21 protein-coding genes are annotated in these 25,319 nt (G+C 49.5%); 9 read left to right on the forward strand and 12 right to left on the reverse strand.

Annotated features, from left to right (window positions below):
• Positions 1-16: 16 nt before the first annotated feature.
• Together radA and serB are read right to left on the reverse strand one after the other, a co-directional pair.
• Positions 17-1,402, reverse strand: coding sequence for a DNA repair protein RadA (gene radA, locus HGT71_RS03790; RefSeq protein ID WP_214216680.1), 1,386 nt, complete (start codon positions 1,400-1,402; stop codon positions 17-19).
• A gap of 13 nt (positions 1,403-1,415) precedes the next feature.
• A complete protein-coding gene (gene serB, locus HGT71_RS03795; RefSeq protein WP_214216681.1) occupies positions 1,416-2,393 on the reverse strand; it encodes a phosphoserine phosphatase in 978 nt (325 codons plus the stop codon).
• 118 nt (positions 2,394-2,511) lie between these two features.
• Between serB and HGT71_RS03800 the strand changes: the two genes are divergently transcribed.
• On the forward strand, positions 2,512-3,159 hold the full coding sequence (locus tag HGT71_RS03800) for a YtjB family periplasmic protein (protein ID WP_214216682.1): 648 nt from the start codon (positions 2,512-2,514) through the stop codon (positions 3,157-3,159).
• Between the two features lie 7 nt (positions 3,160-3,166).
• Here HGT71_RS03800 and yjjG read toward each other — a convergent pair whose 3' ends face one another.
• From yjjG to HGT71_RS03815, 3 genes are read right to left on the reverse strand one after another with little or no spacing between them, the layout of a single operon-like run.
• Positions 3,167-3,847 (reverse strand): pyrimidine 5'-nucleotidase, encoded by a 681-nt coding sequence (gene yjjG, locus HGT71_RS03805; RefSeq protein ID WP_214216683.1) that lies wholly within the window; start codon positions 3,845-3,847, stop codon positions 3,167-3,169.
• 18 nt (positions 3,848-3,865) lie between these two features.
• Positions 3,866-4,306, reverse strand: coding sequence for a ribosomal protein S18-alanine N-acetyltransferase (gene rimI, locus HGT71_RS03810; protein WP_048911452.1), 441 nt, complete (start codon positions 4,304-4,306; stop codon positions 3,866-3,868).
• Positions 4,290-4,688 (reverse strand): DNA polymerase III subunit psi, encoded by a 399-nt coding sequence (locus HGT71_RS03815; RefSeq protein WP_214216684.1) that lies wholly within the window; start codon positions 4,686-4,688, stop codon positions 4,290-4,292. Before HGT71_RS03815 ends, rimI begins: the two co-directional genes overlap by 17 nt.
• Positions 4,689-4,790: 102 nt before the next feature.
• Here HGT71_RS03815 and rsmC point away from each other — a divergent pair, with 102 nt between their 5' ends.
• Together rsmC and HGT71_RS03825 are read left to right on the forward strand one after the other, a co-directional pair.
• Complete coding sequence (gene rsmC / locus HGT71_RS03820) at positions 4,791-5,819, forward strand: 16S rRNA (guanine(1207)-N(2))-methyltransferase RsmC (protein ID WP_214216685.1); 1,029 nt, start codon at positions 4,791-4,793, stop codon at positions 5,817-5,819.
• Positions 5,820-6,003: 184 nt separating this feature from the next.
• A complete protein-coding gene (locus tag HGT71_RS03825; RefSeq protein ID WP_214216686.1) occupies positions 6,004-6,462 on the forward strand; it encodes a YbaK/EbsC family protein in 459 nt (152 codons plus the stop codon).
• Between the two features lie 2 nt (positions 6,463-6,464).
• On the opposite strand, the gene HGT71_RS03830 is transcribed toward HGT71_RS03825, so the two are convergent.
• The 4 genes from HGT71_RS03830 to gabT all read right to left on the reverse strand — a co-directional run bounded on the left by HGT71_RS03830 (position 6,465) and on the right by gabT (position 11,459).
• Complete coding sequence (locus HGT71_RS03830; protein WP_048911448.1) at positions 6,465-7,685, reverse strand: MFS transporter; 1,221 nt, start codon at positions 7,683-7,685, stop codon at positions 6,465-6,467.
• A gap of 364 nt (positions 7,686-8,049) precedes the next feature.
• A complete protein-coding gene (locus HGT71_RS15990; protein ID WP_425328666.1) occupies positions 8,050-8,379 on the reverse strand; it encodes an RcnB family protein in 330 nt (109 codons plus the stop codon).
• 336 nt (positions 8,380-8,715) lie between these two features.
• Positions 8,716-10,116, reverse strand: coding sequence for a GABA permease (gene gabP, locus HGT71_RS03840; protein ID WP_214216688.1), 1,401 nt, complete (start codon positions 10,114-10,116; stop codon positions 8,716-8,718).
• 86 nt (positions 10,117-10,202) lie between these two features.
• Complete coding sequence (gene gabT, locus HGT71_RS03845) at positions 10,203-11,459, reverse strand: 4-aminobutyrate--2-oxoglutarate transaminase (RefSeq protein ID WP_214216689.1); 1,257 nt, start codon at positions 11,457-11,459, stop codon at positions 10,203-10,205.
• Between the two features lie 98 nt (positions 11,460-11,557).
• Here gabT and pdxR point away from each other — a divergent pair, with 98 nt between their 5' ends.
• Positions 11,558-13,045 (forward strand): MocR-like pyridoxine biosynthesis transcription factor PdxR, encoded by a 1,488-nt coding sequence (gene pdxR, locus HGT71_RS03850; RefSeq protein ID WP_214216690.1) that lies wholly within the window; start codon positions 11,558-11,560, stop codon positions 13,043-13,045.
• 45 nt (positions 13,046-13,090) lie between these two features.
• Here pdxR and HGT71_RS03855 read toward each other — a convergent pair whose 3' ends face one another.
• From HGT71_RS03855 to HGT71_RS03865, 3 genes are all read right to left on the reverse strand, one after another.
• Positions 13,091-14,464, reverse strand: a complete 1,374-nt coding sequence (locus HGT71_RS03855; protein ID WP_214216691.1) for an aldehyde dehydrogenase family protein — start codon at positions 14,462-14,464, stop codon at positions 13,091-13,093.
• 116 nt (positions 14,465-14,580) lie between these two features.
• On the reverse strand, positions 14,581-15,891 hold the full coding sequence (locus tag HGT71_RS03860) for an MFS transporter (protein ID WP_214216692.1): 1,311 nt from the start codon (positions 15,889-15,891) through the stop codon (positions 14,581-14,583).
• A gap of 86 nt (positions 15,892-15,977) precedes the next feature.
• Entirely contained in the window at positions 15,978-18,008 is a 2,031-nt protein-coding gene (locus HGT71_RS03865) for a choline transporter (RefSeq protein WP_048913917.1), read from the reverse strand.
• A 200-nt stretch (positions 18,009-18,208) separates the two neighbouring features.
• On the opposite strand from HGT71_RS03865, the gene betI reads away from it, so the two are divergent.
• The 5 genes from betI to HGT71_RS03890 all read left to right on the forward strand — a co-directional run bounded on the left by betI (position 18,209) and on the right by HGT71_RS03890 (position 25,290).
• Positions 18,209-18,802, forward strand: a complete 594-nt coding sequence (gene betI, locus HGT71_RS03870; RefSeq protein WP_214216918.1) for a transcriptional regulator BetI — start codon at positions 18,209-18,211, stop codon at positions 18,800-18,802.
• A gap of 15 nt (positions 18,803-18,817) precedes the next feature.
• A complete protein-coding gene (gene betB / locus HGT71_RS03875; RefSeq protein WP_048912103.1) occupies positions 18,818-20,290 on the forward strand; it encodes a betaine-aldehyde dehydrogenase in 1,473 nt (490 codons plus the stop codon).
• A 23-nt stretch (positions 20,291-20,313) separates the two neighbouring features.
• Positions 20,314-21,999 carry a choline dehydrogenase gene (betA, locus tag HGT71_RS03880; RefSeq protein ID WP_214216693.1) on the forward strand — a complete coding sequence of 562 codons (1,686 nt, stop codon included), beginning with the start codon at positions 20,314-20,316 and terminating at the stop codon, positions 21,997-21,999.
• A gap of 234 nt (positions 22,000-22,233) precedes the next feature.
• Entirely contained in the window at positions 22,234-24,558 is a 2,325-nt protein-coding gene (locus tag HGT71_RS03885; RefSeq protein WP_342355443.1) for a catecholate siderophore receptor Fiu, read from the forward strand.
• Between the two features lie 57 nt (positions 24,559-24,615).
• Positions 24,616-25,290, forward strand: a complete 675-nt coding sequence (locus HGT71_RS03890) for a Fe2+-dependent dioxygenase (protein ID WP_214216694.1) — start codon at positions 24,616-24,618, stop codon at positions 25,288-25,290.
• The last annotated feature ends 29 nt before the right edge of the window (positions 25,291-25,319 follow it).

Below are 25,319 nucleotides of genomic sequence, written 5' to 3' on the forward strand. Positions count from 1 at the left end.
CTGACTCAGTTAAACGTTAGGTTAATTCATCAAATACCGCTAACGCATCCGCTAATTTTTTGACTGGATAAACCTTCATGCCGCTTGGTGGGTTTTTTGGTGCATTCGCGGCTGGGACAATAGCCCGCGTAAAGCCATGTTTACTGGCTTCCGAGATACGCTCCTGGCCACTGGGTACTGGGCGTATCTCACCTGCCAGCCCCACTTCGCCGAAGATAACTAAGTCTTGCGGCAACGCGCGATCGCGTAAGCTAGATACCATCGCTAAGAGAAGGGCTAAATCGGCACTGGTCTCCGTGACTTTTACCCCACCGACCACATTCACGAATACGTCTTGATCCGCCATCTGTAAACCACCATGGCGGTGCAGCACAGCTAGCAAGATCGCCAGTCGGTTTTGTTCGAGTCCTACCGCCACACGACGAGGGTTGCCCATTAAGGAATGATCGACGAGGGCCTGAATCTCCACCAGCAGAGGGCGGGTACCTTCCCATACCACCATGACAGAGCTCCCCGGTGTTACCTCATCTCCCCGCGAGAGAAAAATAGCTGAGGGATTACTCACTTCCCGCATCCCCTGTTCGGTCATCGCGAACACACCCAGCTCGTTTACCGCCCCAAAGCGGTTTTTATGGCTGCGTAAGGTCCGAAAACGCGAGTCGGTGTCGCCATCCAGGAGCACAGAGCAGTCGATACAGTGTTCCAACACTTTTGGACCGGCCAAGGAACCGTCTTTCGTTACATGACCTACCATCACTATCGCCACATTACGGGTTTTAGCAAAACGCGTTAGATAGGCTGCTGTTTCACGAACTTGCGCAACACTTCCCGGCGACGATTGGACATCCGCCATATGCATTACTTGAATGGAGTCAATCACCATTAATTGCGGCGTTTCGCTTTCAGCAATTTGGCAGATCTCTTCGATACTGGTTTCGGACAGCATGTTCAGATGCGTCGTCGGTAAACCCAGCCGATGCGCGCGCATCGCCACTTGTTGTAACGACTCTTCACCTGTTACATACAGCGTTTTCATCTGTTCAGACAACTTACAGAGCGTCTGCAGCAAGAGTGTCGATTTACCGGCACCTGGACTTCCGCCAATCAGGATGGCACTGCCGGGAACGACACCCCCACCCAGTACCCGATCGAATTCTTTAAAACCCGTTGAAAAACGCGGTAAGGCTTCGAGGCTGATGTCGGAGAGCTTTTGGACCTTACTGCCGCCCGTACTGCCCGCATAACCAGATAAGCGCTCATTTCTCGCGACAGTAGGCGAGGCGGCGAGCCGTACTTCAGTAATCGTATTCCACGCATGGCAGGCACTACACTGCCCCTGCCAACGAGGATAGTCTGCGCCACACTCGTTACAGACAAAGGCGCGTTTTGCTGCTTTAGCCAAGATAACTCCTTAATTAACGCGACTCATGGTTTAGGCTTCCTGTCAGAATACACAAGACTCCCGTCAGGTCGGCAAAACGAATCGCAACTTCACTCTTCTCATTAACTTTCGGCTTCGCATGGTAAGCAATCCCTAAACCCGCCGCTTGGATCATCACTAAATCGTTGGCACCATCACCAATCGCCACCGTCTGTGACCGAGGGAGCTCATAGCGAGCGGCTAATTTTTCGAGGAAAGTGGCTTTATATTTCGCATCGACAATATCGCCTAACACCTGCCCCGTCAGTTTACCGTCAACTATCTCTAGCTGATTCGCCGCAACAGCGCTCAATTTTAATTTTTGTTGTAAGTAATCAGCAAAGAAAGTAAAGCCACCGGAAGCGATAGCAACTTGCCATCCCCGTGACTGTAAGGTGTCTACCATCAACTCTAGACCTGGCATAAGCGGTAAGCGGTCCAAGACCTGTTGTAAAATCGCCTCATCGGCTCCGGCTAACTGCGCCACACGCTCCCGTAAGCTTTGTTGGAAATCCAGTTCCCCACGCATCGCTTTTTCCGTGACTTCCGCCACTTGTTCGCCGCAACCGGCCAATACCGCAATTTCATCGATACACTCAATCTCAATTGCCGTAGAATCCATATCCATCACCAGCAGACCTGGCTGCTGTAATTCAGGCAGTTGGCCAAGCGCCGCCACATCAAGCTCGAACTGATAAGCTAACTTGCGGGCTTCGGTCGTGAGTGAACCCGCTAGCCTGAGCACTGTATACTCGCCCACGCACCATGCACTGACTAATACCAACGCGCCGTCGAGTTGCTGCTGGAAATCGGTCAGGCACTGTTTATCCAGAGAGCGACCAAAGAGTAACCAGCCACTACGGCCTGCACGGTAATCGAGGGGCATAACTTCATCCCCATTTAACGAAAGCGGCAATCCTGGCCATGCTGTAACATCCGTAGGTAAATCAGACCAACTTAATCGGTTTGGCATTGGTGCTCCTGAACAAACATTAAAACCCGGCAAAAGGCTACCCCGATCGGCCCAGCCATGGCAACATAAACCCTCATCTGAGCCGATGATTTATGAAAAAAAATGAGAAGCTATTCACATGCAGAAGCCAAAAATTAACATTCAACTTCATAGAACGGTGATTGTTTTAGCCTGTCTAGCCTTAATGGTGCTATTAATGCAGGGGGCATCATGGTTCAGTTCGAGCCGGCAAAAGGTCGAAACATCGCAAGCTGCAGAGCTCTCTCAGGGCTTAGCGAATCAAGTGGCCTTCAGTTTACTGCCCTACTTCACGCAGAGTGAGATTGATCTGCCAGCGGTCACCGGAATACTCCACCATTTAGCGCAACAACCGCGGGTAATCGACGTGTCACTTTATGATGTGGATGGATCGCGGCTGGCGCACAGTGGTCAATCGATGAGCGTTAGGGATCGCTTAGGTCTAGCCGGCGATCACGCAGGTAGCTATTCCACTCGACAAATTGTGGTCCCCCTACAAACCCGCGAGGGGCCGCAAGGCTACTTAAGGCTAACGTTGGATACTCACACTTTAGCCAGCGAAGCACGGCATGTGGATAACACCACCAACTTACTTCGCTTAATGCTGTTGCTGTCCCTCGCCATCGGTATTATTTTGGCAAGGACACTGCTACGCGACCAACGAACGCATTGGCAACAATCCCCCTATTTACTGACTGCACATCGCCCCATCCCGCCAAAGCGTGATGAGGAGAGAAACAAGCAGTAAATGCACGCTAGACTAATAATGCCTGTAACGCGCTAAGGGTAGAAACTTGCCAGTCGGGCTTGATGGTTTCGGGAAGGATTTTATCACCATGATCCAACCAGCAGGTTTTCATTCCCGCATTGATGCCCCCGGCGATATCCGACTCTGGCGTGTCGCCGACCATTAGCGTGCGTTCAGGCTGGCACCCTTCCAGTTGTTCCAAGGTATGCTGGAAAATTTCAGGTGCGGGTTTCGCTAGCCCGAATTGCTCGGAAATAGTCAGAACCTGAAAATAGTCTCCAAAGCCAGTGCTGGCTAAACGTGCATGCAATAAGTCGGTAAAACCATTAGTAATGATACCAATACGAACATGTGGAGCAATCGCCTCTAACAGCGCTTTCGCGCCAGGCAGGGGCTGACAAATCTCAGCCATCGAGGCTAGAAATTGTTGATTCAGCGTGCTCGCCGGAAGATTAAGGACCTTCGCCCAAGGATCGAAGCGTCGTGTTTTAAGTTGCTCCGCATCAATTTCATGTTGCTGGTACGCCGTCCATAGCGGCTTATTTAACGCCTGATAATTTTGGTAGTCTTCAAGGCTAAACGTAACACCGTGCTGCGCAAACATCTTGTTTAGCCCTTTATAGGCATCGAATTCAAACAGTGTCTCATCAGCATCAAATAAGATGCAGTCGAATTGTTTTATCAACATAGTGCCTCAGAAATGGGATTATAGGGTTAACGCCATGATTAGCGCATCCTCACGCCCGGTCGCGCTCGGATAATAATTAGGCCGCCGTGACACTTCATTGAAGTCCAGCGATTCATATAGCGCTATCGCCGCGAGGTTTGAGGCGCGAACTTCAAGCCACAGCATCATCACGCCGCGTTCCAACAATTGCTCGCTTAGCGCGGTGATAAGCTGGCGCGCGATACCGCGACGTTGGAAAGTGGGAGAAACCGCAATATTGAATAATGAGGCCTCGTCGAGGACGACTTGGCAAATGGCGAAACCGGCGAGTTCGCCCTCGTCGTCAGCGCGTAAATTTAGAAACCGTTCACCTTGGTTGGCTTGGAAGGTCGCTGCGCTCCAAGGATGTGAATGGCATTGAGTTTCAATGGCAAAAGCAGACTGCCAATCCTCGGGGAGAAGCTCAGAGATTATCGTCATAGTCACAAAATTGCTGCCATAAGGTACGTTTAGCCTCAGCCGTATTAACTAAGGTAGTGAAAGACGGAGAGTGGAGTTGCTGAGCAGCATAACGATGTTGCGGTTCATGACCCACAAACCAAAGTAAACACGATAAGGATTGAGGGAGTAAAGGCAATTGCTCTAGCGTCAGATAGAGTACGTAAGCCGTTTCAATCGCGACACTCCGCAGCACATCATGAATAAAAGGATGGTGGATCTCGTCACGCTGTAACCCGACGATCACTAATTGAGTCGTCGGTTTGATAGCCAGCGCGACCTCGCCATGTAAGACTTCGGGCCGCCGTAAACGGTACTGGTCGATCCCCATTTGCGCTAATAACCCGTCTCGTCTCTCTGTCATTTTTATCCACTCAACAAATGCTTACGTTGCTATGCTAGCAAAACCATCGAACCCACGCCAATAAACCTCTATAATCGCCCCACTTATGAAAGAGGAGTTACCATGTCTGCTTATATGCCGGCCAGCGAAGTACTGTTGCGCCACGAGGAAGAGTTCGAACATCGCCATATTATTTTTGCGGGTGATCTGCAGGATATGTTGCCAGCACAATTAACCACGGCCTCTACCCGTGTTTTTACACAGCAATTCCACCACTGGCAAGCATTAAGCCAGCAATTGGGTGAACGCGCGCAATTTGGACTTTATGCGACCGCTGAGCACTTATCAGGCTGCGATACCCTCGTTTATTACTGGCCTAAAAATAAGCCAGAAGCCGCTTTCCAGCTTGCCAACCTACTCGCACTATTGCCCGTTAGCAGCGATCTTTTCGTGGTCGGTGAGAACCGCAGTGGGGTTCGTAGCGCCGAAAATGTTATCGAACAGTTTAGCTCTCTTGAGAAAATCGATAGCGCTCGACGTTGCGGCTTATACCACGGGCGTCTTGACCAGCAAGCCACCTTCGATATCGACAGTTACTACGATGCGTATCAACTCGATCAGCTGACCATTAAAACCCTTCCAGGGGTCTTTAGTCGTGATGGTCTGGATAACGGTAGTGCACTGTTACTCTCGACATTGATGCCTCATACCAAAGGTAAGGTGCTGGATCTAGGCTGTGGGGCAGGCGTGCTGGCAGCAAGTTTGAAACAGCACTCGCCTAAAGTGCGTTTATGGTTATCTGATGTCAATGCGGCAGCGGTTGCAGCCAGCCAAGCAACATTGGCGTGTAACGATATTGAAGGGGAAGTCTTCGCCAGTAATGTCTTTTCTGACGTTCAAGGTCGATTCGATATGATCCTCTCTAACCCACCGTTCCATGACGGGCTACAAACCAGCTTAGACGCGGCCCATGCGCTTATTCGTGGCGCGGCAAACCATTTGAACAGTGGCGGTGAACTGAGAATTGTCGCCAATGCCTTTTTACCGTACCCACAGGTCTTGGAAGAGACGTTCGGGCATTACGAAATTCTGGCGCAAACCGGAAAATTCCGCGTATACCGCAGTGTTTGGGGAAGAACTAAGCGCGCGTAACCTTGCCAGTCTCTTCGCGAAAGCGAAGAGACTTTACTTTCCTTCCAGCCAAAGACGCGATCCCGCCATCCTACATTACCTCAGCCACTAGACTCTTTATTTCTGCGATACATTTAGCGAAATTGGTTTATACTTTGCCACCTAATAGTGAAGTTAGGCATCTGCATGATAAGGGAGATAACCGATGAGCCTGCAATCCGTTCGAGCGTTTTTTGCGGAGCATGCCCCCGATATTGAAGTGATCGAGATGAATCAAAGCACCGCGACTGTCGAAATGGCCGTCCGTGCGCATGGCGTTGCACCTGGGCAAATCGCTAAGACCTTATCACTCAAAATAAAAAATAATATCGTATTGATCGTGATGCGCGGTGATACACGGTTAGATAATAAAAAGTTGAAAGATACCTTTGGCGCAAAGGCCAGAATGTTGACCGTTGACGAAGTGATCATGGCGACCGGCCACCCAGTTGGCGGTGTCTGTCCTTTTGGTCTCGAAAATCCGTTGCAGATTTATTGTGACCGCAGCCTAGAAGCATTCGATGAAGTCTTACCGGCTGCTGGGGCGATTCATAGCGCCGTCCGTCTCTCTCCTCAGCGTATGGCTGAGTTAACAGACGCCAAATGGATTGACGTCTGCCAATAAACTTACTGGCGCTCTACCCCTTCTGCGCCAGAAATTTTCATTCCTCGGGTTTCACGTCCAAACGCTGCCAAGATAAAAATTAGTACCGCGACCGTTCCGGCAACAATAGCCATGCCTATACCATAATTACCGCCATTAACCGCAGCAATTTTCGACTGTAGCGTGGCGTTAACCGACGCAATCAGGTTACCGAGTTGGTATACGAATCCAGGAAGTACCGCGCGCGCATTAGCAGGAACCAATTCAGTCAGCCAGCTTGGAATGACGCCCCACGCCCCTTGCACCATGAATTGCATTAGGAAGGCACCGACACCAATCATAACGGAACCACTGGCGAACGCCCAAAGCGGCAGAACCGGTAGGGCAAGAAACGCGGCAATCATAATCGCTTTTTTACGACCAATTTTTTCTGATAACACCCCGAAGAATACCCCGCCCAACATTGCGGCAATATTGTAGCATATCGCAATAATACTCACTGTGTGCGCATCAAATTGGTGCTGAACCTTCAAAAAGGTTGGATAGAGATCTTGGGTTCCGTGGCTAAAGAAATTGAAGCAAGCCATTAACAGCACAAGGTAGCCACAGACACGAAGATTACTTTTGATAATCGGCAGTAAAGCATGGCTCTCTTTGCGCGCTTTCGAGGCAAGCCACACCGGTGATTCTGGCACTTTGAAATAGATAAAGGGCAGCAATAGCACCGGCAGAGCGCCTATTAAGAACATGCCACGCCAACCGACATGCTCATAAAACAGGCCGAAAATGATTGAGGCTAGCAAATAGCCGCAAGGATATCCGGCTTGAAAAATCCCCGACATCAGTCCGCGTGAGCGATCGGGTATTGTCTCCATCGCCAATGACGAAGCGACACCCCAGATTCCCCCCATCGCCACGCCATACACTACGCGTAGCGCGAGGAAAATAGTGAATGTGGGAGACCAAGCGGACAACAACTCAAACACCGAAAAAAGTGCGACGTTAAACATAAGAATAGGACGTCGACCATATTTCTCTGCGAGGCGGCCAAAAATCAATGCGCCGATAGGACGAACGGCCAGCGTTAACATAATAGCGACTGAAATATCAGTGACTGAGGTATTGAAATACCCTGCGAGATCACTCAATACAAATACTAAAATAAAAAAGTCGAATGCATCGAGCATCCAACTTAGAAAACTTGCCGTCGCAACATTACGCTGCGTTGATGTCCAACCAAACATAGTTCTATCCTAGCCAGTAAAAGAAAAAATACCCCACCGCTACGCGCGGTAAGAAGGGAAAACCTTATAATTTTGTTTACCCTTTATAGCATCTTTTACACCCTGAAAAAGCGCCTGCCACATCACAAAAAACTAAATGTAACAATAAACTAGCGACTCTCAGCACTTCAGAACTTGTCACTGTCGCCATCAAAATCATTAGCATAATTATATTATAAGCTCGTGCTATATCAGCGACATCATTGGTGACTCGACGGAAGCAGTCTTATATTTTCGGTTAAAAAACCGAGGAAAGGAGGAAATAAGGGGGGAACGGGAGGTGGATATTAGATAAGGGGCATCATCATAGATACCCCTCGTAATCTTAACGGTAAATGATTTCGCCTGAGAACATACGCAAAATTTTACCTTCCGCATCGGTAATCAGCACATAACTGCCACCGAAGTAGGTCCAATGGCTCCCCGCACTCGGTGCCGGAAGTTTACGCAACTGCCATTTACTGATGGTGTACTGCGCGGTGCGGTACATTGCAGGAACAACATCGCCTGCTTGATATTGTTTGAAATCACCCGTGAAGCTCGCAAGTTCGAGAGGATCGTTGAATTTTTTCGCTTCAGGCTCGCTCGGTGCTGCGGGGGCAGGTTGCTCGACCGCGGGTTGTTGTACGTCAGGCACGCTAGCGGGCTGATTCACGGTAGTTTCACTGTCATCCGTCTCATGATGATCAGCACAACTCACGGTTAAGAATGAAACAGTTAGCCCCACCACTAACGCCTTAGCAGTGGAAGATAATGAATTAAACATACTGACTCCTGATGACCTGAAAACCGTACAACAACGGACGTGATGGCTAAGGCCTCTATCATAGCATTAGTTAGGAATTTAACGATCAGTTATTGCTGAAAGTTGGTGCTGGACAGAAAGGGCCGAAGGGTCGTTAAAAATTGAACGCTCCCCGGCAAAGACGACAAATGACGCCCATAAAAAAAGAGCGCGACTTGCGCGCTCTTCTTCATTGATCACTTCACACTAATTATTGCGCGCGAGTACCGAGGACGACATCTTACGCGTTTGACGACGATGGACGATACAGCCTGCAGCCACGACCACCAGTGTTAAAACACCGGTTGAGATAACCTCCGACTGATGGCCCGGGATAAACAACATGCTACCAAGAATACCGATAATCACGGCAATGATGGCATAGGTCAGGCCTGGGAATAGCCACATTTTATAATCCAATACCTTACCTTTTTGCTCACAACGCTTACGCATAACTAATTGTGAGAAGGCGATGACAAGATAAACCAGTAAGGCTATCGCACCAGAACTTGCCAGTAAGAAATCAAATACCGCCGCAGGAGCTAAGTAGTTAGCGACAACGGCGAGGAAGGCTACGGCCGTTGAAAAGATAACCGCCATATAAGGCGTGCCCTTAGCGTTAGTTTTCGCGATAGCCGCTGGCGCATCCTTACGTTTCGCCAATGAGAATAACATCCGAGAGGAAGTATAAAGCGCCGAGTTAAGGCAGCTACATACCGCCGTTAAGACGATCACATCAACAATCAAACGAGCATGCGGGATGCCCATCATCTCAAGAACGGTTTGGTAAGATCCCTTCGCCGCTAAGTCTGGAAAGTTCCACGGCACCAACGCGACGATAAAGAAAATGGATAATAGATAGAATAATGCAATTCGCCAAATAACCGAGTTGGTGGCACGGGATATCTCTTTACCCGGATTACGCGATTCTGCGGCAGCAATGGTCACAATTTCCGTCCCCATAAAGGAGAACATTGTGGTTAAAATGGCTGAGAGCACTGCGCCGATACCGTGAGGCATGAATCCACCCCGATCGTAGAGATGACTGACTCCGCTGACTTGGCTATTCGGTAACAGACCAAAGATTGCCGCTGCGCCCAATGCAAGGAAGGCAACGATGGCACAGACTTTAATTAAGGCTAACCAGAACTCGAATTCGCCGTAATTTTTCACGCTGAATAAGTTGGTGACAGTTAATATTAGGGTAATGAATAAGGTAAATTGCCAGATAGCGACGCTTGGGACCCACGCATTAAGAATGGTAGCCGCGGCATTAGCCTCTAACGGGATCACTAATACCCAGAACCACCAATAAAGCCAACCGATAGTAAATCCAGCCCAGCGTCCTAACGCTTGCGAGGCATAGGTAGAAAATGAGCCAGAATCCGGGGTATTCACCGCCATTTCCGCCAACATGCGCATTATAAAAACGACCAACGCGCCAGCCACTATGTAAGCAAACAGTACCGCTGGGCCTGCCGCCGCGATTGCATGTCCTGATCCGACAAATAATCCGGCACCGATAACACCGCCGATGGATAACATACGAATATGTCGGGACTTAAGTCCTTGAGAGAGGGTGTCGCTACTAGCTGGTAATTCATTCATACTTATTCCCCGAAACGGGATAGTCGTAGACTACCCCGTTACATACAGACTAATGTTCAAGGCTACCCTGTCGAGTGCCCGGTGAATTAAGTGGCATGCTGCATTAACGCTCCGCTTAAGATCTTAACGCCTTTGCGGAATTGATCAGTTGGGATAGTTAACGGATAGAGAAAACGTATCACATTGCCTTTCTGACCACAGGTTAACAACAGTAAGCCTTGTGACATCGCGGTGTCCTGAATAGCCTTGGCTGTGTGTGCATCCTTAAGTTCTACCGCAATCATCGAGCCTAGCCCTCTGACTTCCTCAATCGCCGAATACTGTTCGGATAGTTGGGTCAGAGTCTCGACCAGTTCATTGCCCAAATTGTTCGCTTTGGCACAGAGATCTTCTTCTTCGATAATCTCAAGTACCGTGTTAGCCGCGGCGATCGCTAACGGGTTACCTGCATAGGTTCCCCCCAAGCCACCCGGATTAGGGGCATCCATGATCTCCGCACGTCCACTCACCGCTGAGAGGGGATATCCCCCTGCTAAACTTTTCGCCATGGTGATGATGTCAGCCTTAGCGGTGAAGTGTTCCATTGCAAAAAGCTTGCCAGTTCGTGCAAAACCGCTTTGCACCTCATCGGCGATCAACAAAATACCGTGTTGGTCTGCGATATCACGCAGGGCTTGCATAAACGCTTGCGGCACGACGCGAAAGCCACCCTCGCCTTGGATTGGCTCGATAACTAGCGCTGCAACGTTGTGTGGTGCGATGTCACAGCTAAAGATATCGTGCAAACTTTCCAACGCTTGCTCAGTGCTCACCTTTTTCCCGTCAGGGAAGCGAGCATGGAACACAGATGGCACCATAGGACCAAAATCTTGCTTATAAGGTGCAACCTTTCCGGTCATTGCCATGGTCATCATGGTTCGGCCGTGGAAAGAACCGGTAAAAGTGATCACCCCATGACGCCCGGTTGCACTCCGTGCAATTTTCACTGCGTTTTCTAGGGCTTCTGCACCCGTTGAGAAGAACGCTGTCTTGGCTGGCCCCTGCACAGGAACACGTTGATTAATGCGTTCGGCTAACGTGATATAACTTTCGTAAGGAACGATCTGAAACGCAGTATGCGTAAATTTCTGAAGTTGTTCCGTGACGGCCTGCGTAATTTTAGGATGTCGATGACCGGTATTTAATACCGCGATGCCCCCGGCAAAGTCGATGAACTCACGACCATCCGTGCTCCAAATTGTGGCATTCTCTGCACGATCGACGTACCACTCACACATTACTGCACTACCACGGGGCAAAGCCTGCGCTTTACGTTGATTAAGGCTCTCGTTAGTTCCGCTCATCTCTTTCTTCACTCAGCATTAAAGTTAGTAGACTTAATTATTTATCCTTGATACAGATCGATAGCGAGAGCCATTTACGACTAAAAAGAAGGTACCAATTGCGATCCCTGTATGCTGATCACTTACTGGCAAGGTTACAAAAAACGCCCGATGGACGATTGCACCAGCGCGTATTGCAGGTGTTGCAACAAGCCATCACGGAAGGTATTTTTCCACCGGAAACGCGATTGCCTGCCAGTCGCGATCTGGCAAAAGAGCTGAATGTGTCGAGAAATACCGTGCTTAATGCTTACGAATCGTTGCTAGCTGAAGGCTATGTTACCGCCCGTACCGGAAGTGGTACTTGGGTGGCTAAGATGCTGCCGGAATTTTCCCCTGAACCGGTGCAACCCTACGCATTAAAAAATCAGCGGGCGCTACCCGCCCACAGTCTTTCTACTCGCGGTTCGGAACTTCTCGGCTATGCGAATGCTTCGCCCTACCAGTGGGGAGCTTTCGTACCCGGTGCCCCCGACGTAACCGCCTTTCCCCATCAGCTATTACGTAAGATAGAGAACCGTCTACAAAAATCACCGCAGATCGACCAGCTTATTTACAGTAACGGTGGCGGCTGCCCCCACCTTCGCCAAGCATTAAGTGAATATTTACGAGTGACTCGCGCTGTAAAAGCCGATGCGGAGCAGATCATTATTACTGAGGGGATTCATCAGACAGTCGATTTAATCTCTAGGGTTCTCGCGGATGTGAACGATCCGGTTTGGGTTGAAGATCCGGGGTACTGGGGGACCCGAAATATCCTGAGGTGTAATGGTCTGCAACTGCATGCTCTCCCCGTCGATGCGGACGGCATGATCCCAGAGCCTCGTCATGCCCCTCTTCCGAAAATGGTCTTTGTCACGCCTTCACACCAGTACCCACTTGGTGGACTCATGTCATTGGCGAGACGTCAGCAATTACTTGATATGGCGCGTCGTCAGCGTTTTTGGATTATTGAAGATGATTACGATAGCGAGTTTCGCTTCTCCAGCCCCCCCCACCCTGCGCTGCAAGGGCTCGAAGACAATGCCCCCGTTCTCTACATGGGGACCTTTAGTAAAACGCTCTATCCCGCATTACGGATGGGATATCTGGTGGTACCGAAGAGTTTAAGTCATCCGTTGCGGACCGCGGCGGCAGAGCTATATCGTGGAGGGCATCTGATCAAGCAGCGGGCGATTGCTGAATTTATTCGTGAAGGGCATTTCGCCGCGCACATCCGTCGAATGCGGCTGCTTTATCATCAACGTCGGCAATTTCTTTTAGGATTAATTTCACGCTACTTAGGGGACGCATTTTTACCACGCTACAGTCACGATGCGGGGCTGCACTTAGTGTTATCGTTACCTGACGGCTGCGATGACGTGGCTATCGCCAGTCGAGCATTACATCAAGGAGTGGTGGTTCGAGCGTTGTCGCAATATTATTTTACGCCACAGCAGGAGAGAGGACTTTTGCTGGGCTATGCCTGCGTCGACGAGCCGACGCTGTTTACAGCCTTCACTGCGCTGCGTCAGTGTTTATGCCAAGCAGGGGTTATCGAGCCATAACGTTTAAAGCCGGACAGCTCTCGAACTCGCTGTCCGGCTTGGCAATTAACGGCGGTCTACCCACACCGTCTGAATATTACAGAACTCATGCAGACCGAAGTGGTTCAGCTCGCGCCCATAACCACTCTTCTTCACCCCACCAATCGTGACTCTAGGGTCCGATGCGCCATAGCCATTGACGAAGACGGCACCGGTCTCTAGCTGACGTGTGATCTGATCAGCGACCGCGTTATCAGCCGTCCATACCGTTGCCGCTAGGCCAAAGTCGCTGTTATTGGCCAGTTCAAGGGCATGCTGCGCATCGCGCGCTACGGTTAAGGTCGCAACCGGGCCAAATACCTCCTCACGGAAAGCGGTCATCGTTTCACCCACCTCCGCGAGAATGGTTGGCGCGTAATAGTTCCCCTCTCCCGCGACTTTCTCGCCGCCACAGACCAAACGGGCACCCTCGGCTAAGGTTTTTTCGACTTGTTGATGCAACTCGTCACGAAGATCGTAGCGTGCCATAGGTCCTAAATAAGTCGTGTCGAGCGTGGGATCCCCCATCGATAAGTCGGCGACCGCTTGCGTCAATTTTTGCTCAAATTGTTGAGCTATGCTCTCTTCAATAATGAAGCGCTTTGCCGCCATACAGACTTGTCCTGTATTTTGGTAACGACCAATCACCGCCGCTTTTACCGCTTCATCAAGATCTGCATCGGCTAACACAATAAACGGGTCAGAGCCGCCTAATTCTAGGACGGTTTTCTTCAATGCAGCCCCAGCTTGTGCCGCAATGGCTGAGCCTGCGCGGACACTGCCCGTCACGGCGACCGCAGCAACGCGTGAATCGGCAATTAAGGCAGAAACACCGTCATTATCGATATTCACGATATCGAAAATACCTGCCGGTGCATCAAGCTTATCGAAGATATCTTTCATTAAATAGGCACAGCCCATCACGTTCGGGGCATGTTTCAGCAAATAGGTATTACCTGCTAATAACATTCCCGCCGCTCCCCGTAGGATTTGCCAGTAGGGGAAGTTCCATGGCATGACGGCAAGGATTGTCCCCAGCGGTCGGAATTCCTGCCACGCTTTCTTATCTTCAACCAGTGTTGGCTGAGGGGCTAACGCTGCAGGGCCGTGCTCGGCATACCATTCACAGACTTGCGCACATTTGTTCACCTCGGCACGAGATTGGGTGATAGGTTTACCCATTTCACGCGTAGCCATTGCTGCTAACTCTTCATTACGCTCCCGCAGTGCCGCAGCAAGCTGTAACAGGACCTTACGACGATCCTCTAACGAAACCTCACGCCAAGCTTTCTGTGCTTCTGCCGTACGGCGGACAATTGCCTCGCACTCATTTTGATTAATGAATGGATACTCTTTGATCAGTTGACCATTAGCAGGATTACGAGAATGTGGATGTGACATAGCGACCTCATAACAAATGAATTTATGATGACAACAACATTACGTGTTTTTAATAACCAATAAAAATGAATAATTAAAACAAAGTTATTCTCTAGAAAAGAACAACTCCCCCCCTATCACGACGGCGTGGTGGGATTATCGTTCGATTGGCTAGGTTCTTCGTCGCCGGTATTCACCATCGTATTGATGATATCCGCCTCATCGATCACTGGATTTAACGCCGCAGTTAATGGCGAGCTCACCAAGCCATCGGTCAGCGGTACGTGTGCAACCGCTTCTTCTTGCAAGCGCTTAGGTACAGGCAGGGTTTTCCAACTCAGTGCGAAAATCGACCCACCGCACACCACAAAAAACAGGTAGAGCATGTTCCCGCCAAAAGATTCCATCAATACGCCGGTAAAGAGAGGACCGATACTGGCCCCAATTCCGTAGGACATCAGCAGACAAGCCGTTAACGACACACGGCGCTCTGGGGTGATTCGGTCATTGGCGATGGCTACCGCCAAAGGGTAGAGCGCGAACTGCACCATACTGGCTAAAAAAGCGATCGTCATCAGTACCGCAAAAGAGGTGTGTACCAGAAAAACCAGCGGTAACGATGCTAAGACATAGAGCGATGAGGTCGCTAATAACAGCCGTTGTCGTTCATAACGGTCAGACAGCCAACTCAGTGGAAACTGGGTCACCAGTCCGGCAAAAATCGTTAAGGCCATAAACAACCCGACCTGTGACGTATCGAACGATAAGGTGCTGGCATAGACCGGCGCCATGCCATAGAAAGCACCGATAATCATCCCCGTTACCAAGGTAATGACCAGTATTCGCGGAATATTTTTAAAAAAGTAGCCAAGCTCTAAGGGCGCAGGTGACATCGGTTGAACTTTGGTACGAGTTGTCAACGCTATCGGTACCAAGCAGAGCGAGAAGCAAAGCCCAACGATTAATAAAGGAATGAGTTGATTGCTAAAGTGCAGCGTTAATATCACCTGCCCTGCCGACAGCCCTAAATAGGTGGCGACCATATACAGACCGAAAATGACGCCACGTTGCTGAGGTTCAGCTTGGTCATTTAACCAGCTCTCCAACACCATATATTGGCACATCATCGCTAAACCGATGATGAAGCGTAAGGCAATCCATACAGGTACCCAGTCGGTCATCCCATGGCCGATAACCGAAGCGGTAATGATGCCAGCACAGGCGACATAAGCGCGGATATGGCCGACACGGGCGATAAGGTTATGACCAACTTTGCCACCAATCACTAGCCCGATATAGTTGGCCGCTGTAATGGCACCAATCATCGCACCTGAAACGTGTTGCAAACTCAAGCGTAACGAGACCCAAGTGGTCAATAAGCCGGAACCCAGCAGTAAAAGAAGCGTAGCAAAATAAAGAGGCAGAAAGGTATTAACAATTTTGTGCATAGCAGTATTCCAAAGAGTAATTACGATGGTGCCGACACGGTTAAAGACAATGAAGGGCTGGAGAGGATCCAGCCCTGATTGTGTCTTTATAGATTAGGGAAATTAATATGATTCCCCGGTGCTTCGCGATGAAGATGGATAAAGTTAAGGTGTCGCTCATACTGGTCCAGCATGTCGATAATCACCTGCTCCTTACTGTAGCCAATTAAATCATTACCTTGGCTACCTTCGACCAAGAAGGTTTCAAGACGATAGTAGGTCGATTTACCGCTTCGCGCACGGTAAGTAAAGCCCGGAATCGCATATTTCTGTGGCCAAATTTCATACAAGAAGTTCTGTTCATCACCGAGATTCACCATCAGAGAAAGGTGACCCAAGCCGCCCTCTTCTTCTGGTGGCAGGCGCTGCAGTTCGACATTCGCTCCTCTCACCTCAAGCTCTTTGGCAACATCTTGCATCGCCGGATAACATATCGTGTCCATCATCTGTTCTGTATAACGACTGCCTGGATAGGTCATTAATCGTGTCAGACGCTTCTTCCATGAAAGACGATCATTCGCATTTGCCAGATACGGCGCGGTATCTCTGTTTGCGCTAGCACGGCGGAAGTCTTCAACGCGTAACGATTTGAATAACCCGGCCATCACAAAGAAGATCACGAAACTAAAGGGCAGTCCCATTATCACCGTCGTATTTTGCAGTGCAGAAATACCGTTGGCCATCAACATCCCTAAGGTTAACACTCCGATCGTTACTGACCAGAAAATACGAACCCAGTTAGGGGAGTCAGAGTTGATATCCTTCAAGCGGGTAGTGAAGTTACCCAATACTAACGACCCAGAATCGGCAGACGTTACATAAAACAGTAAACCGGTAATCGTCGCGACTGACGCACTGAAAGTAAATCCTGGATAGTGCGCTAGCAGGCTATAAAAACCGCGTTCTGGGTGCGCAAGCACCTCTTGAGCAAAGGCATGATCGCCATGGATAATTTCATAAAGCGAAGCATTACCAAATACCGATAACCACAATAATGTGAAGGTAAAGGGAATAATTAACGTACCCAATACGAATTCACGGATTGTCCGCCCGCGGCTAATGCGCGCCAAGAACAGTCCAACGAACGGTGACCAAGCGACCCACCATGCCCAGAAAAAGAGTGTCCAGTTATTCATCCATTGTGTTGGACGGTCAAAAGCGAAGGTATCCAGTGCCATGCCCATAAAGCGGTTAACATAGTCACCAATATTGAGCACGATAGCGTTAAGCAGGAAGCTGGTATCGCCGACACATAAGACGAAAATAATCAGTCCCAGCGCGAGCAAGACATTAAGCTCAGAGAGTAATCGAATCCCTTTATCCACCCCAGAGGTGACAGAGATGGTGGCAATCACTACAGATAGCACGATCAGGGCCGCTTTGGCCGCTAAGCTATCAGGCACGTGGAAGAGAACGTTTAAACCGTAGTTTAACTGCACAACCCCTATGCCGAGGGTAGTGGCAATACCAAAAATTGTTCCGATGACCGCAGCAATATCGACGGTGTGGCCAATTGCCCCATTCACGCGCTTACCGAAAATCGGGTAGAGCGCCGAACGAATGGTGAGCGGTAAATTATAGCGGTAACTAAAGTATCCGAGCGCGATCCCCATTAAGGCATACATCGACCAGCCGGTAATCCCGTAGTGGAATAACGTCCAGACCATCGATTGGCGTGCGGCTTCAATGGTTTCGCCAGCACCTTGAGGTGGCTGCATATACTGTGTCACAGGCTCAGCCACAGAGAAGAACATTAAGTCGATACCGATCCCTGCTGCGAAGAGCATGGCAGCCCAACTCGAGAGACTAAATTCGGGTTTCGATTGTTCTGGCCCCAGTTTGATAGACCCGTAACGCGAGGCAGCAATATACACGACAAAAACCATGTAGATCACAGCCGCCAGCATGTAGTACCAGCCAAACGTTGCCGATACCCAGTTTACGGTTTTCAAAATCCAAGCCGCGGAGAGGTCACTATAGAGAATAGTGGTCAGCGCAAATAATAAAATCAGTCCGGCTGATGTATAAAAAACAACCGGATTAATTTTATTATTTCCGGTAGCAGGTGGTGTTGTCATTCTTTACCTCAATCCTCTTTCCAAGGGTAAGTAAAATCATTAGGCCGATGCTTAACCGAGTAAGTATTACATCGATTAGCATTTTTGAAAGGCCCACTCCTTTTTTATCTCCCCCAGCATAACAATTTATTTTTTTATATTGAACAATCAATCAAAAAAAGTTTTAATAAAGGGGATTTGATAATTCAGGAGTAACGGTGATGCCTAAAGTAGGTATGCAACCCATTCGGCAGCGACAATTGATTGATGCCACCCTTGCAACCATTAATGAAGTGGGGCTGCATTACGCCACCATTTCACAGATTGCAAAACGGGCGGGCGTCTCAACCGGCATCATCAGTCACTACTTCGGTGATAAAAATGGGCTACTTGAAGCCACGATGCGCGATATTACGTCTAAACTACAACTAGCCATTTTGGGAAGGTTGAAAACGTTAGCGGGCGCCTCGGCGGAAGAGCGGCTGAGCGCTATCGTCGATGCGAACTTCGATGAAACACAGGTTCATCCTGCCGTTGCGAAAGCTTGGTTAGATTTTTGGGCCAGCAGCCTACACCAACCTGGGTTACACCGATTACAAAAAATTAGCAGCCGCCGGTTATTTTCTACGCTTACGGCTGAGTTTCATAAAGAATTAGATAAAGCGCCCGCGCGCGTCGCGGGTTATGGGCTCGCCGCACTCATTGACGGACTCTGGTTACGTGCGGCACTCAGCGGAGATCCCTTTGATCCGCAAATGATTAAAACTATTACTCGACAATTTATTCGCCAACAATTGGCGAGTACTCACTCTTAAAGACGGAGAACAACGATGTCCCAATTCGCTGAACAGTTACTGTATATCGATGGTGCCTACGTCCCTGCACAGAGCGGTTCCACGTTTGAGACGGTTAACCCTGCAAACGGCCAGGTGTTAGCTAATGTCCACGCTGCGGGCAAAGCCGATGTTGATAACGCGGTAGCCGCTGCACGTAAAGGCCAAAAAATTTGGGCTGCCATGACGGCAATGGAACGCTCTCGTATTTTACGTAAGGCGGTTGATATTTTACGTGAACGTAACGACGAACTGGCCGCGCTGGAAACCCTTGATACAGGTAAACCTTTTAGTGAGACGTCCGCGGTAGATATCGTCACCGGTGCGGATGTGTTGGAATACTATGCGGGATTAATTCCGGCTATTGAAGGTCAACAAATTCCACTGCGTGATACCTCTTTCGTCTACACGCGCCGCGAACCGCTAGGCGTCGTCGCGGGGATTGGTGCGTGGAACTACCCTATTCAAATCGCATTATGGAAATCTGCGCCAGCGCTAGCAGCAGGTAATGCGATGATTTTCAAACCCAGTGAAGTGACGCCACTTACCGCGCTAAAACTGGCAGAAATCTACACCGAAGCCGGTGTGCCGAACGGTGTATTTAATGTCTTACCCGGTCTTGGCGCTGAAACCGGACAAGCCCTGACTGAACACCCAGGTATCGATAAAGTGTCCTTCACCGGTGGTGTGGTCAGCGGACGTAAAGTGATGGCGAATGCAGCAGGCTCTACGCTGAAAGATGTCACTATGGAACTGGGGGGTAAATCACCGCTGATTATCTGTGACGATGCCGACCTCGACCTCGCTGCCGATATTGCCATGATGGCTAACTTCTATAGCTCAGGCCAAGTGTGTACCAACGGTACACGTGTATTTATTCCGGCGCAGCATAAAGCTGAGTTTGAACAAAAAATCTTAGCCCGTGTGAAAAATATCCGCGCCGGCGATCTTAACGATGCTAACACTAACTTCGGTCCTCTCGTGAGCTTTGCTCACCGCGATAACGTTATGCGTTTTATTGAATCAGGTATCAAAGGCGGAGCAACGCTTCTAGCCGGTGGTAAGCGTATGACAGGCGAAGCTTTCGATAACGGCGCTTGGGTCGAGCCGACAGTCTTTACCGATTGCCGTGATGATATGGAGATCGTGCAAGAAGAGATTTTCGGACCGGTAATGTCTATCCTGAGCTACAACGACGAAGCAGAAGTGGTTCGTCGCGCAAATGATACCAATTTCGGCCTTGCAGCAGGGGTTGTCACCCAAGAATTGAATCGTGCACACCGCATTATTCACCAACTGGAAGCCGGGATTTGCTGGATTAATACTTGGGGCGAGTCAGCAGCAGAAATGCCTGTCGGCGGCTATAAGCACTCTGGCGTGGGCCGTGAGAACGGGTTAGTGACCTTAGAGCACTACACCCAAATCAAATCGGTACAAGTTGAACTGGAACGCTTCCAGTCAGTATTTTAATCCACCGAATTGAGGAATAAATAATGGAATACGATTATATCATTATTGGTGCCGGTTCTGCCGGTAACGTACTGGCGACGCGCCTTACTGAAGATAAAGACACCACAGTTCTCCTGCTTGAAGCAGGAGGTCCCGATTACCGTTTGGATTTCCGTACCCAAATGCCTGCGGCATTAGCCTTCCCTCTGCAAGGCCGCCGCTATAACTGGGCCTATGAAACCGAGCCAGAGCCTTATATGAATAACCGCCGCATGGAATGTGGTCGCGGTAAAGGCTTAGGGGGATCATCCCTTATCAATGGTATGTGTTATATCCGTGGTAATGCGATGGACCTCGATGGCTGGGCGAAACGCCCGGGCCTAGAGAACTGGAGCTATTTAGACTGCCTGCCTTACTACCGTAAAGCGGAAACTCGCGATATTGGCCCTAACGATTATCACGGTGGCGAAGGCCCGGTGAGCGTTGCCACCCCAAAAACCGGTAACAATCCGCTGTTCGCAGCCATGATTGAGGCAGGTGTTCAAGCAGGCTACCCGCGTACCGATGACCTTAACGGTTATCAGCAAGAAGGCTTCGGCCCAATGGACCGTACCGTCACGCCTAATGGACGTCGGGCGGCCACAGGTAGAGGCTATCTTGACCAAGCGAAGAGCCGCAGTAACCTGACGATTGTTACCCATGCAACGACCGATAAAATTGTCTTTAACGGCAAACGTGCGAGCGGTGTCGATTACCTCACTGGCGGCAGTAAAACGCCACAGCACGCCGATGCGCGTCGTGAAGTTCTACTCTGTGCTGGCGCAATTGCTTCACCTCAGATCCTACAACGCTCTGGCGTAGGCTCTGCTGAATTATTGAATAAGTTCAATATTCCAGTAGTACACGATCTGCCAGGCGTTGGCGAGAACCTGATGGACCACTTAGAGCTGTATTTACAGTATGAGTGTAAAGAGCCAGTGTCCCTGTACCCTGCACTGCAAATGCACAACCAGCCTAAGATCGGTGCCCAATGGCTATTCCAAGGCAAAGGGATTGGCGCGAGTAACCAGTTCGAAGCAGGTGGGTTTATCCGTAGCCGCGAAGAGTTCGAGTGGCCAAATATTCAGTACCACTTCTTACCGGTTGCGATTAACTACAACGGGACGAATGCTGTCGATGAGCATGGCTTCCAATGCCACGTAGGATCGATGCGCTCGCCAAGTCGTGGTCATGTTCGTATCAAGTCTACCGACCCTTACGAGCACCCAGCAATCCTGTTCAACTACATGTCTCACGATCAAGATTGGCAGGAATTCCGTGACTGTATTCGACTCACGCGTGAAATTATCAATCAACCTGCATTAGATAAATACCGTGGCCGCGAAATCAGCCCGGGTCTGGACTGCCAAACCGATGAGCAGCTGGATGAGTTCGTTCGTAACCATGGCGAGACCGCTTATCACCCATGCGGCACCTGTAAAATGGGTACCGACCCAATGGCTGTGGTCGATAACGAAGGTCGTGTACACGGTATGCAAGCACTGCGCGTAGTCGATGCCTCGATCATGCCAGAGATCATCACCGGTAACTTGAACGCCACTACCATCATGATTGGTGAAAAAATCGCGGATATGATCCGTGGTAAAGCTGCCCTCCCACGCAGTACCGCCAGTTACTATGTGGCAGGTGATGCACCTGCTCGCAAAGAGCCAATGAGAAAACCAGCCTAACACGCTGACTCAATTCAAGGGCGATACATAATGTATCGCCCTTTTTTTTACCTGAAATATCGCTTCCCCTTCCCCAGCAAAGCCATCAGATAAATTCATAATTTGAAATAATTCCTTATTAAAATCTAAAAATACCCTTAAGAATTGCTTACAACTCTTTACCTTTTGCTAAAAAATATGAATAATGCGAACGCTCCTGATAACCATTCTCATTGGTATTTACAAGGTAACCTCGTGAAAAAAAATAAAAATATCGCGCCTTCATTCATGGAATTAACAAAATTAGGTGTCTTTGCAGGATTATGTGTCGGATTGACTACGCCGGCCATCGCTGACACAGCAAGTAACACCTCTACACACACCAACAAATCGAGTGAAAGCCAAAAGAGTGATGACACCCTCATCATTAAAGCAACGCTTCCTTCGCTATATGTCCCGAAAACGTTATCGGACCCTAAGTTTACGCGTCCTCTCGCGGACACCACACGTACCGTAACAGTGGTACCTGAAAAAGTTATTCAAGAACAACACGCAACCACCCTTACCGATGCCATGAAAAACGTCGCCGGTGCGGGGGCATTTTTTGCCGGGGAGAATGGTAGTTCGACGACTGGCGATGCGATTTATATGCGTGGCGTCGATACCTCAAATAGCATCTATGTAGATGGTATTCGCGATATTGCTGCGGTAAGCCGTGACACATTTAATATCAGTAACGTCGAAGTCCTTAAAGGGCCTTCCGGTTCAGACTATGGGCGCAGCGCCCCGTCAGGCTCGATCAATATGATCACTAAAAAGCCCGAGTTATCGACCAACGTCGATGGTTCGTTAAGTTACGGTAGCGCCTCGACTCGCCGTGCAACCGTCGATTACAATCAGATGATCAACGATAATGCCGCTTTTCGAATCAATATGATGGGTGATAATGGTCACGATAAAACCCGTGATAAAGTCAGCCATGAAAAATATGGTTTTGCACCGTCTATCGCTTTTGGTTTAGAGACTGACACGCGCCTATTCCTCGATTATGTCCATGTTCACCAGAACAATACCCCTGATGGCGGTATTCCAACCATAGGGCTACCGGGCTACAGCGCGCCAAAGGGCTACTCAGCGCTGAACAGTGCCGGGAAAGTCAATCGCCATAACTTCTACGGCACCGACTCGGATTACGATAAGTCCAGCACAGACAGCGCAACAATGCGCTTCGAGCATAACTTCTCCGATGTAACGACCCTAAGAAATACCACTCGCTGGTCGCAAACTAGCCAAAAATATCTGATGACTGCTGTCATGGGCGGCGCGTCGAACATCCAAACCCATAATTCCCGTAATGTCGATGACTGGACCTGGAGTCGTTTAGCAAATACCCGTGACTCAGTGAATAAAATCCTGACCAACCAAACAAACTTAACCACTAAGTTCAGTACAGGAAGCGTTAAGCATGACGTAAGTACTGGGGTTGAATTCACTCATGAGAGCCAAACCATCCGCGGGCTCAATGCAATCTCACCACCTGCCGTCAATATCTATCATCCAGATAGTTCGATCTCGGTGGGTGGCCTGTCTCGCAATGGTGCAGATGCCCATGGTACCACTGATACTTTTGGCCTCTACGCATTCGATACGCTACAACTGACCGAGAAGTTCGAAATCAACGGCGGTGCCCGTTTAGATAGCTACCAAACCGATTATAAATCGGCAACCGCTTGTGGTGGCTCGGGCCGTGGTGCCGTTGCCTGTAGCGCTGGGGTGGCGAAAGGTACGCCGGTCAGAACCGTCGACACCAGCAAGAGTGGAAATCTGTTTAACTGGAAAGCGGGAGCCTTATACCACCTGACCGAGCAAGGCAACGTCTATGCTAACTACGGTGTTTCACAGCAACCGCCGGGCGGAAATAATTTCCAATTAACCGCGAGCTCCACCACGTCTAAAAATGCTAACAGCACAGACTTCCAGCCGCAAAAAGCAGCGACAGCCGAAGTCGGCACTAAGTGGAACTTAATGGATAGCCGCTTACTCCTGACCGCTGCCCTCTTCCGCACGGATATCAAGAATGAAGTTGAGCAAGATGCCAGCACTAAAGACTATTCACAAGTCGGTCGTAAACGCGTTGAAGGCTACGAGCTGACGATCAGTGGCGATATCACGGATAACTGGCATGCATTAGCGGGCTATACCTTACAGAATGCGAAAGTATCTGAAGGGAAAGCGGTGAATAACGATGGTTCTAAATACCTCAGTTATACACCTCGCCATGCATTCACTGCTTGGACAACCTACCAAATCACGCCTGATTGGGTAGCCGGAGCGGGTGCCCGTTATGTCGGCAGTATGCATCGCGGCACTGACGGCGCGGTAGGTACGCCAAATATCATCGATAACTACTGGGTTGCCGATGCGATGACAGGCTACCAAGTGAATCGTAACCTTGACCTTCAGTTAAATGTGTATAATTTGTTTGATAAGCACTATGTGCAATCTATCAACAAAAGTGGCTATCGTTACCACCCTGGCGCAGAGCGCAGCTGGATGCTAACGGCGAACGTACACTTTTAATCTTCAGCCAATGCTGTGGCACTTTGCCACAGCATGTTGTTATTGAGTTCGCAGACTATGATGCATCATATTAAAGGCGTACTAAATGCCGAGCAGCTATCCACCCTCACTGAGCACCTTGCGCAAGCGGAATGGGTCGATGGCAGAGTGACAACCGGCCAACAAGGGGCGGCAGTCAAAAGTAATGAGCAAGTGAATACCCATACCGCGCTGTATACTGAGCTACAACAGTTCGTTCTGCAGGCAATTAATCAACACCCACAATTTTTTAGTACCACACTCCCCGTTAATATCTCCTCACCTCTATTTAACCGCTACCAAGGCGGCGGGGCTTACGGCTTTCATGTCGACGGTGCGGTACGACGTGAAGAAAACCTCTGGTTACGTACTGATATCTCTGCCACGCTTTTTCTAAATGAGCCGGAAAGTTATGAAGGGGGCGAGCTCGTCATTCAAGACACCTTTGGACAACATAAGGTTAAACTGCCTGCGGGCGATATGGTGATCTACCCTTCCAGTAGTTTGCATTGTGTGACACCGGTTGTTGCTGGCCAACGCATCGCATCATTTATGTGGATCCAATCGATGGTGCGTGACGAGAAAAAACGCGCAATGCTTGGCCAACTCGATAACGATATTCAACAGCTGGCAGCGCTCGAAAGCGTTAACGAAACACGAATGAATTTATTAAACCTATACCACAACCTGTTACGCGAATGGAGCGAAATTTAGGCGTTAGACATTAACCCTTCTTATCGCTA

Source organism: Rosenbergiella epipactidis (genome assembly GCF_018494055.1).
GTDB classification, from domain to species: domain Bacteria; phylum Pseudomonadota; class Gammaproteobacteria; order Enterobacterales; family Enterobacteriaceae; genus Rosenbergiella; species Rosenbergiella epipactidis.

Excerpts from the sequence above, each read along its gene's own strand:
- serB (WP_214216681.1), bottom strand. The coding sequence starts at position 2,393 with ATGCCAAACCGATTAAGTTGGTCTGATTTACCTACGGATGTTACAGCA.
- HGT71_RS03800 (WP_214216682.1), top strand. The coding sequence starts at position 2,512 with ATGCAGAAGCCAAAAATTAACATTCAACTTCATAGAACGGTGATTGTT.
- yjjG (WP_214216683.1), bottom strand. The coding sequence starts at position 3,847 with ATGTTGATAAAACAATTCGACTGCATCTTATTTGATGCTGATGAGACA.
- rimI (WP_048911452.1), bottom strand. The coding sequence starts at position 4,306 with ATGACGATAATCTCTGAGCTTCTCCCCGAGGATTGGCAGTCTGCTTTT.
- HGT71_RS03815 (WP_214216684.1), bottom strand. The coding sequence starts at position 4,688 with ATGACAGAGAGACGAGACGGGTTATTAGCGCAAATGGGGATCGACCAG.
- rsmC (WP_214216685.1), top strand. The coding sequence starts at position 4,791 with ATGTCTGCTTATATGCCGGCCAGCGAAGTACTGTTGCGCCACGAGGAA.
- HGT71_RS03825 (WP_214216686.1), top strand. The coding sequence starts at position 6,004 with ATGAGCCTGCAATCCGTTCGAGCGTTTTTTGCGGAGCATGCCCCCGAT.
- HGT71_RS03830 (WP_048911448.1), bottom strand. The coding sequence starts at position 7,685 with ATGTTTGGTTGGACATCAACGCAGCGTAATGTTGCGACGGCAAGTTTT.
- gabP (WP_214216688.1), bottom strand. The coding sequence starts at position 10,116 with ATGAATGAATTACCAGCTAGTAGCGACACCCTCTCTCAAGGACTTAAG.
- gabT (WP_214216689.1), bottom strand. The coding sequence starts at position 11,459 with ATGAGCGGAACTAACGAGAGCCTTAATCAACGTAAAGCGCAGGCTTTG.
- HGT71_RS03855 (WP_214216691.1), bottom strand. The coding sequence starts at position 14,464 with ATGTCACATCCACATTCTCGTAATCCTGCTAATGGTCAACTGATCAAA.
- HGT71_RS03860 (WP_214216692.1), bottom strand. The coding sequence starts at position 15,891 with ATGCACAAAATTGTTAATACCTTTCTGCCTCTTTATTTTGCTACGCTT.
- HGT71_RS03865 (WP_048913917.1), bottom strand. The coding sequence starts at position 18,008 with ATGACAACACCACCTGCTACCGGAAATAATAAAATTAATCCGGTTGTT.
- betI (WP_214216918.1), top strand. The coding sequence starts at position 18,209 with ATGCCTAAAGTAGGTATGCAACCCATTCGGCAGCGACAATTGATTGAT.
- betB (WP_048912103.1), top strand. The coding sequence starts at position 18,818 with ATGTCCCAATTCGCTGAACAGTTACTGTATATCGATGGTGCCTACGTC.
- betA (WP_214216693.1), top strand. The coding sequence starts at position 20,314 with ATGGAATACGATTATATCATTATTGGTGCCGGTTCTGCCGGTAACGTA.
- HGT71_RS03890 (WP_214216694.1), top strand. The coding sequence starts at position 24,616 with ATGATGCATCATATTAAAGGCGTACTAAATGCCGAGCAGCTATCCACC.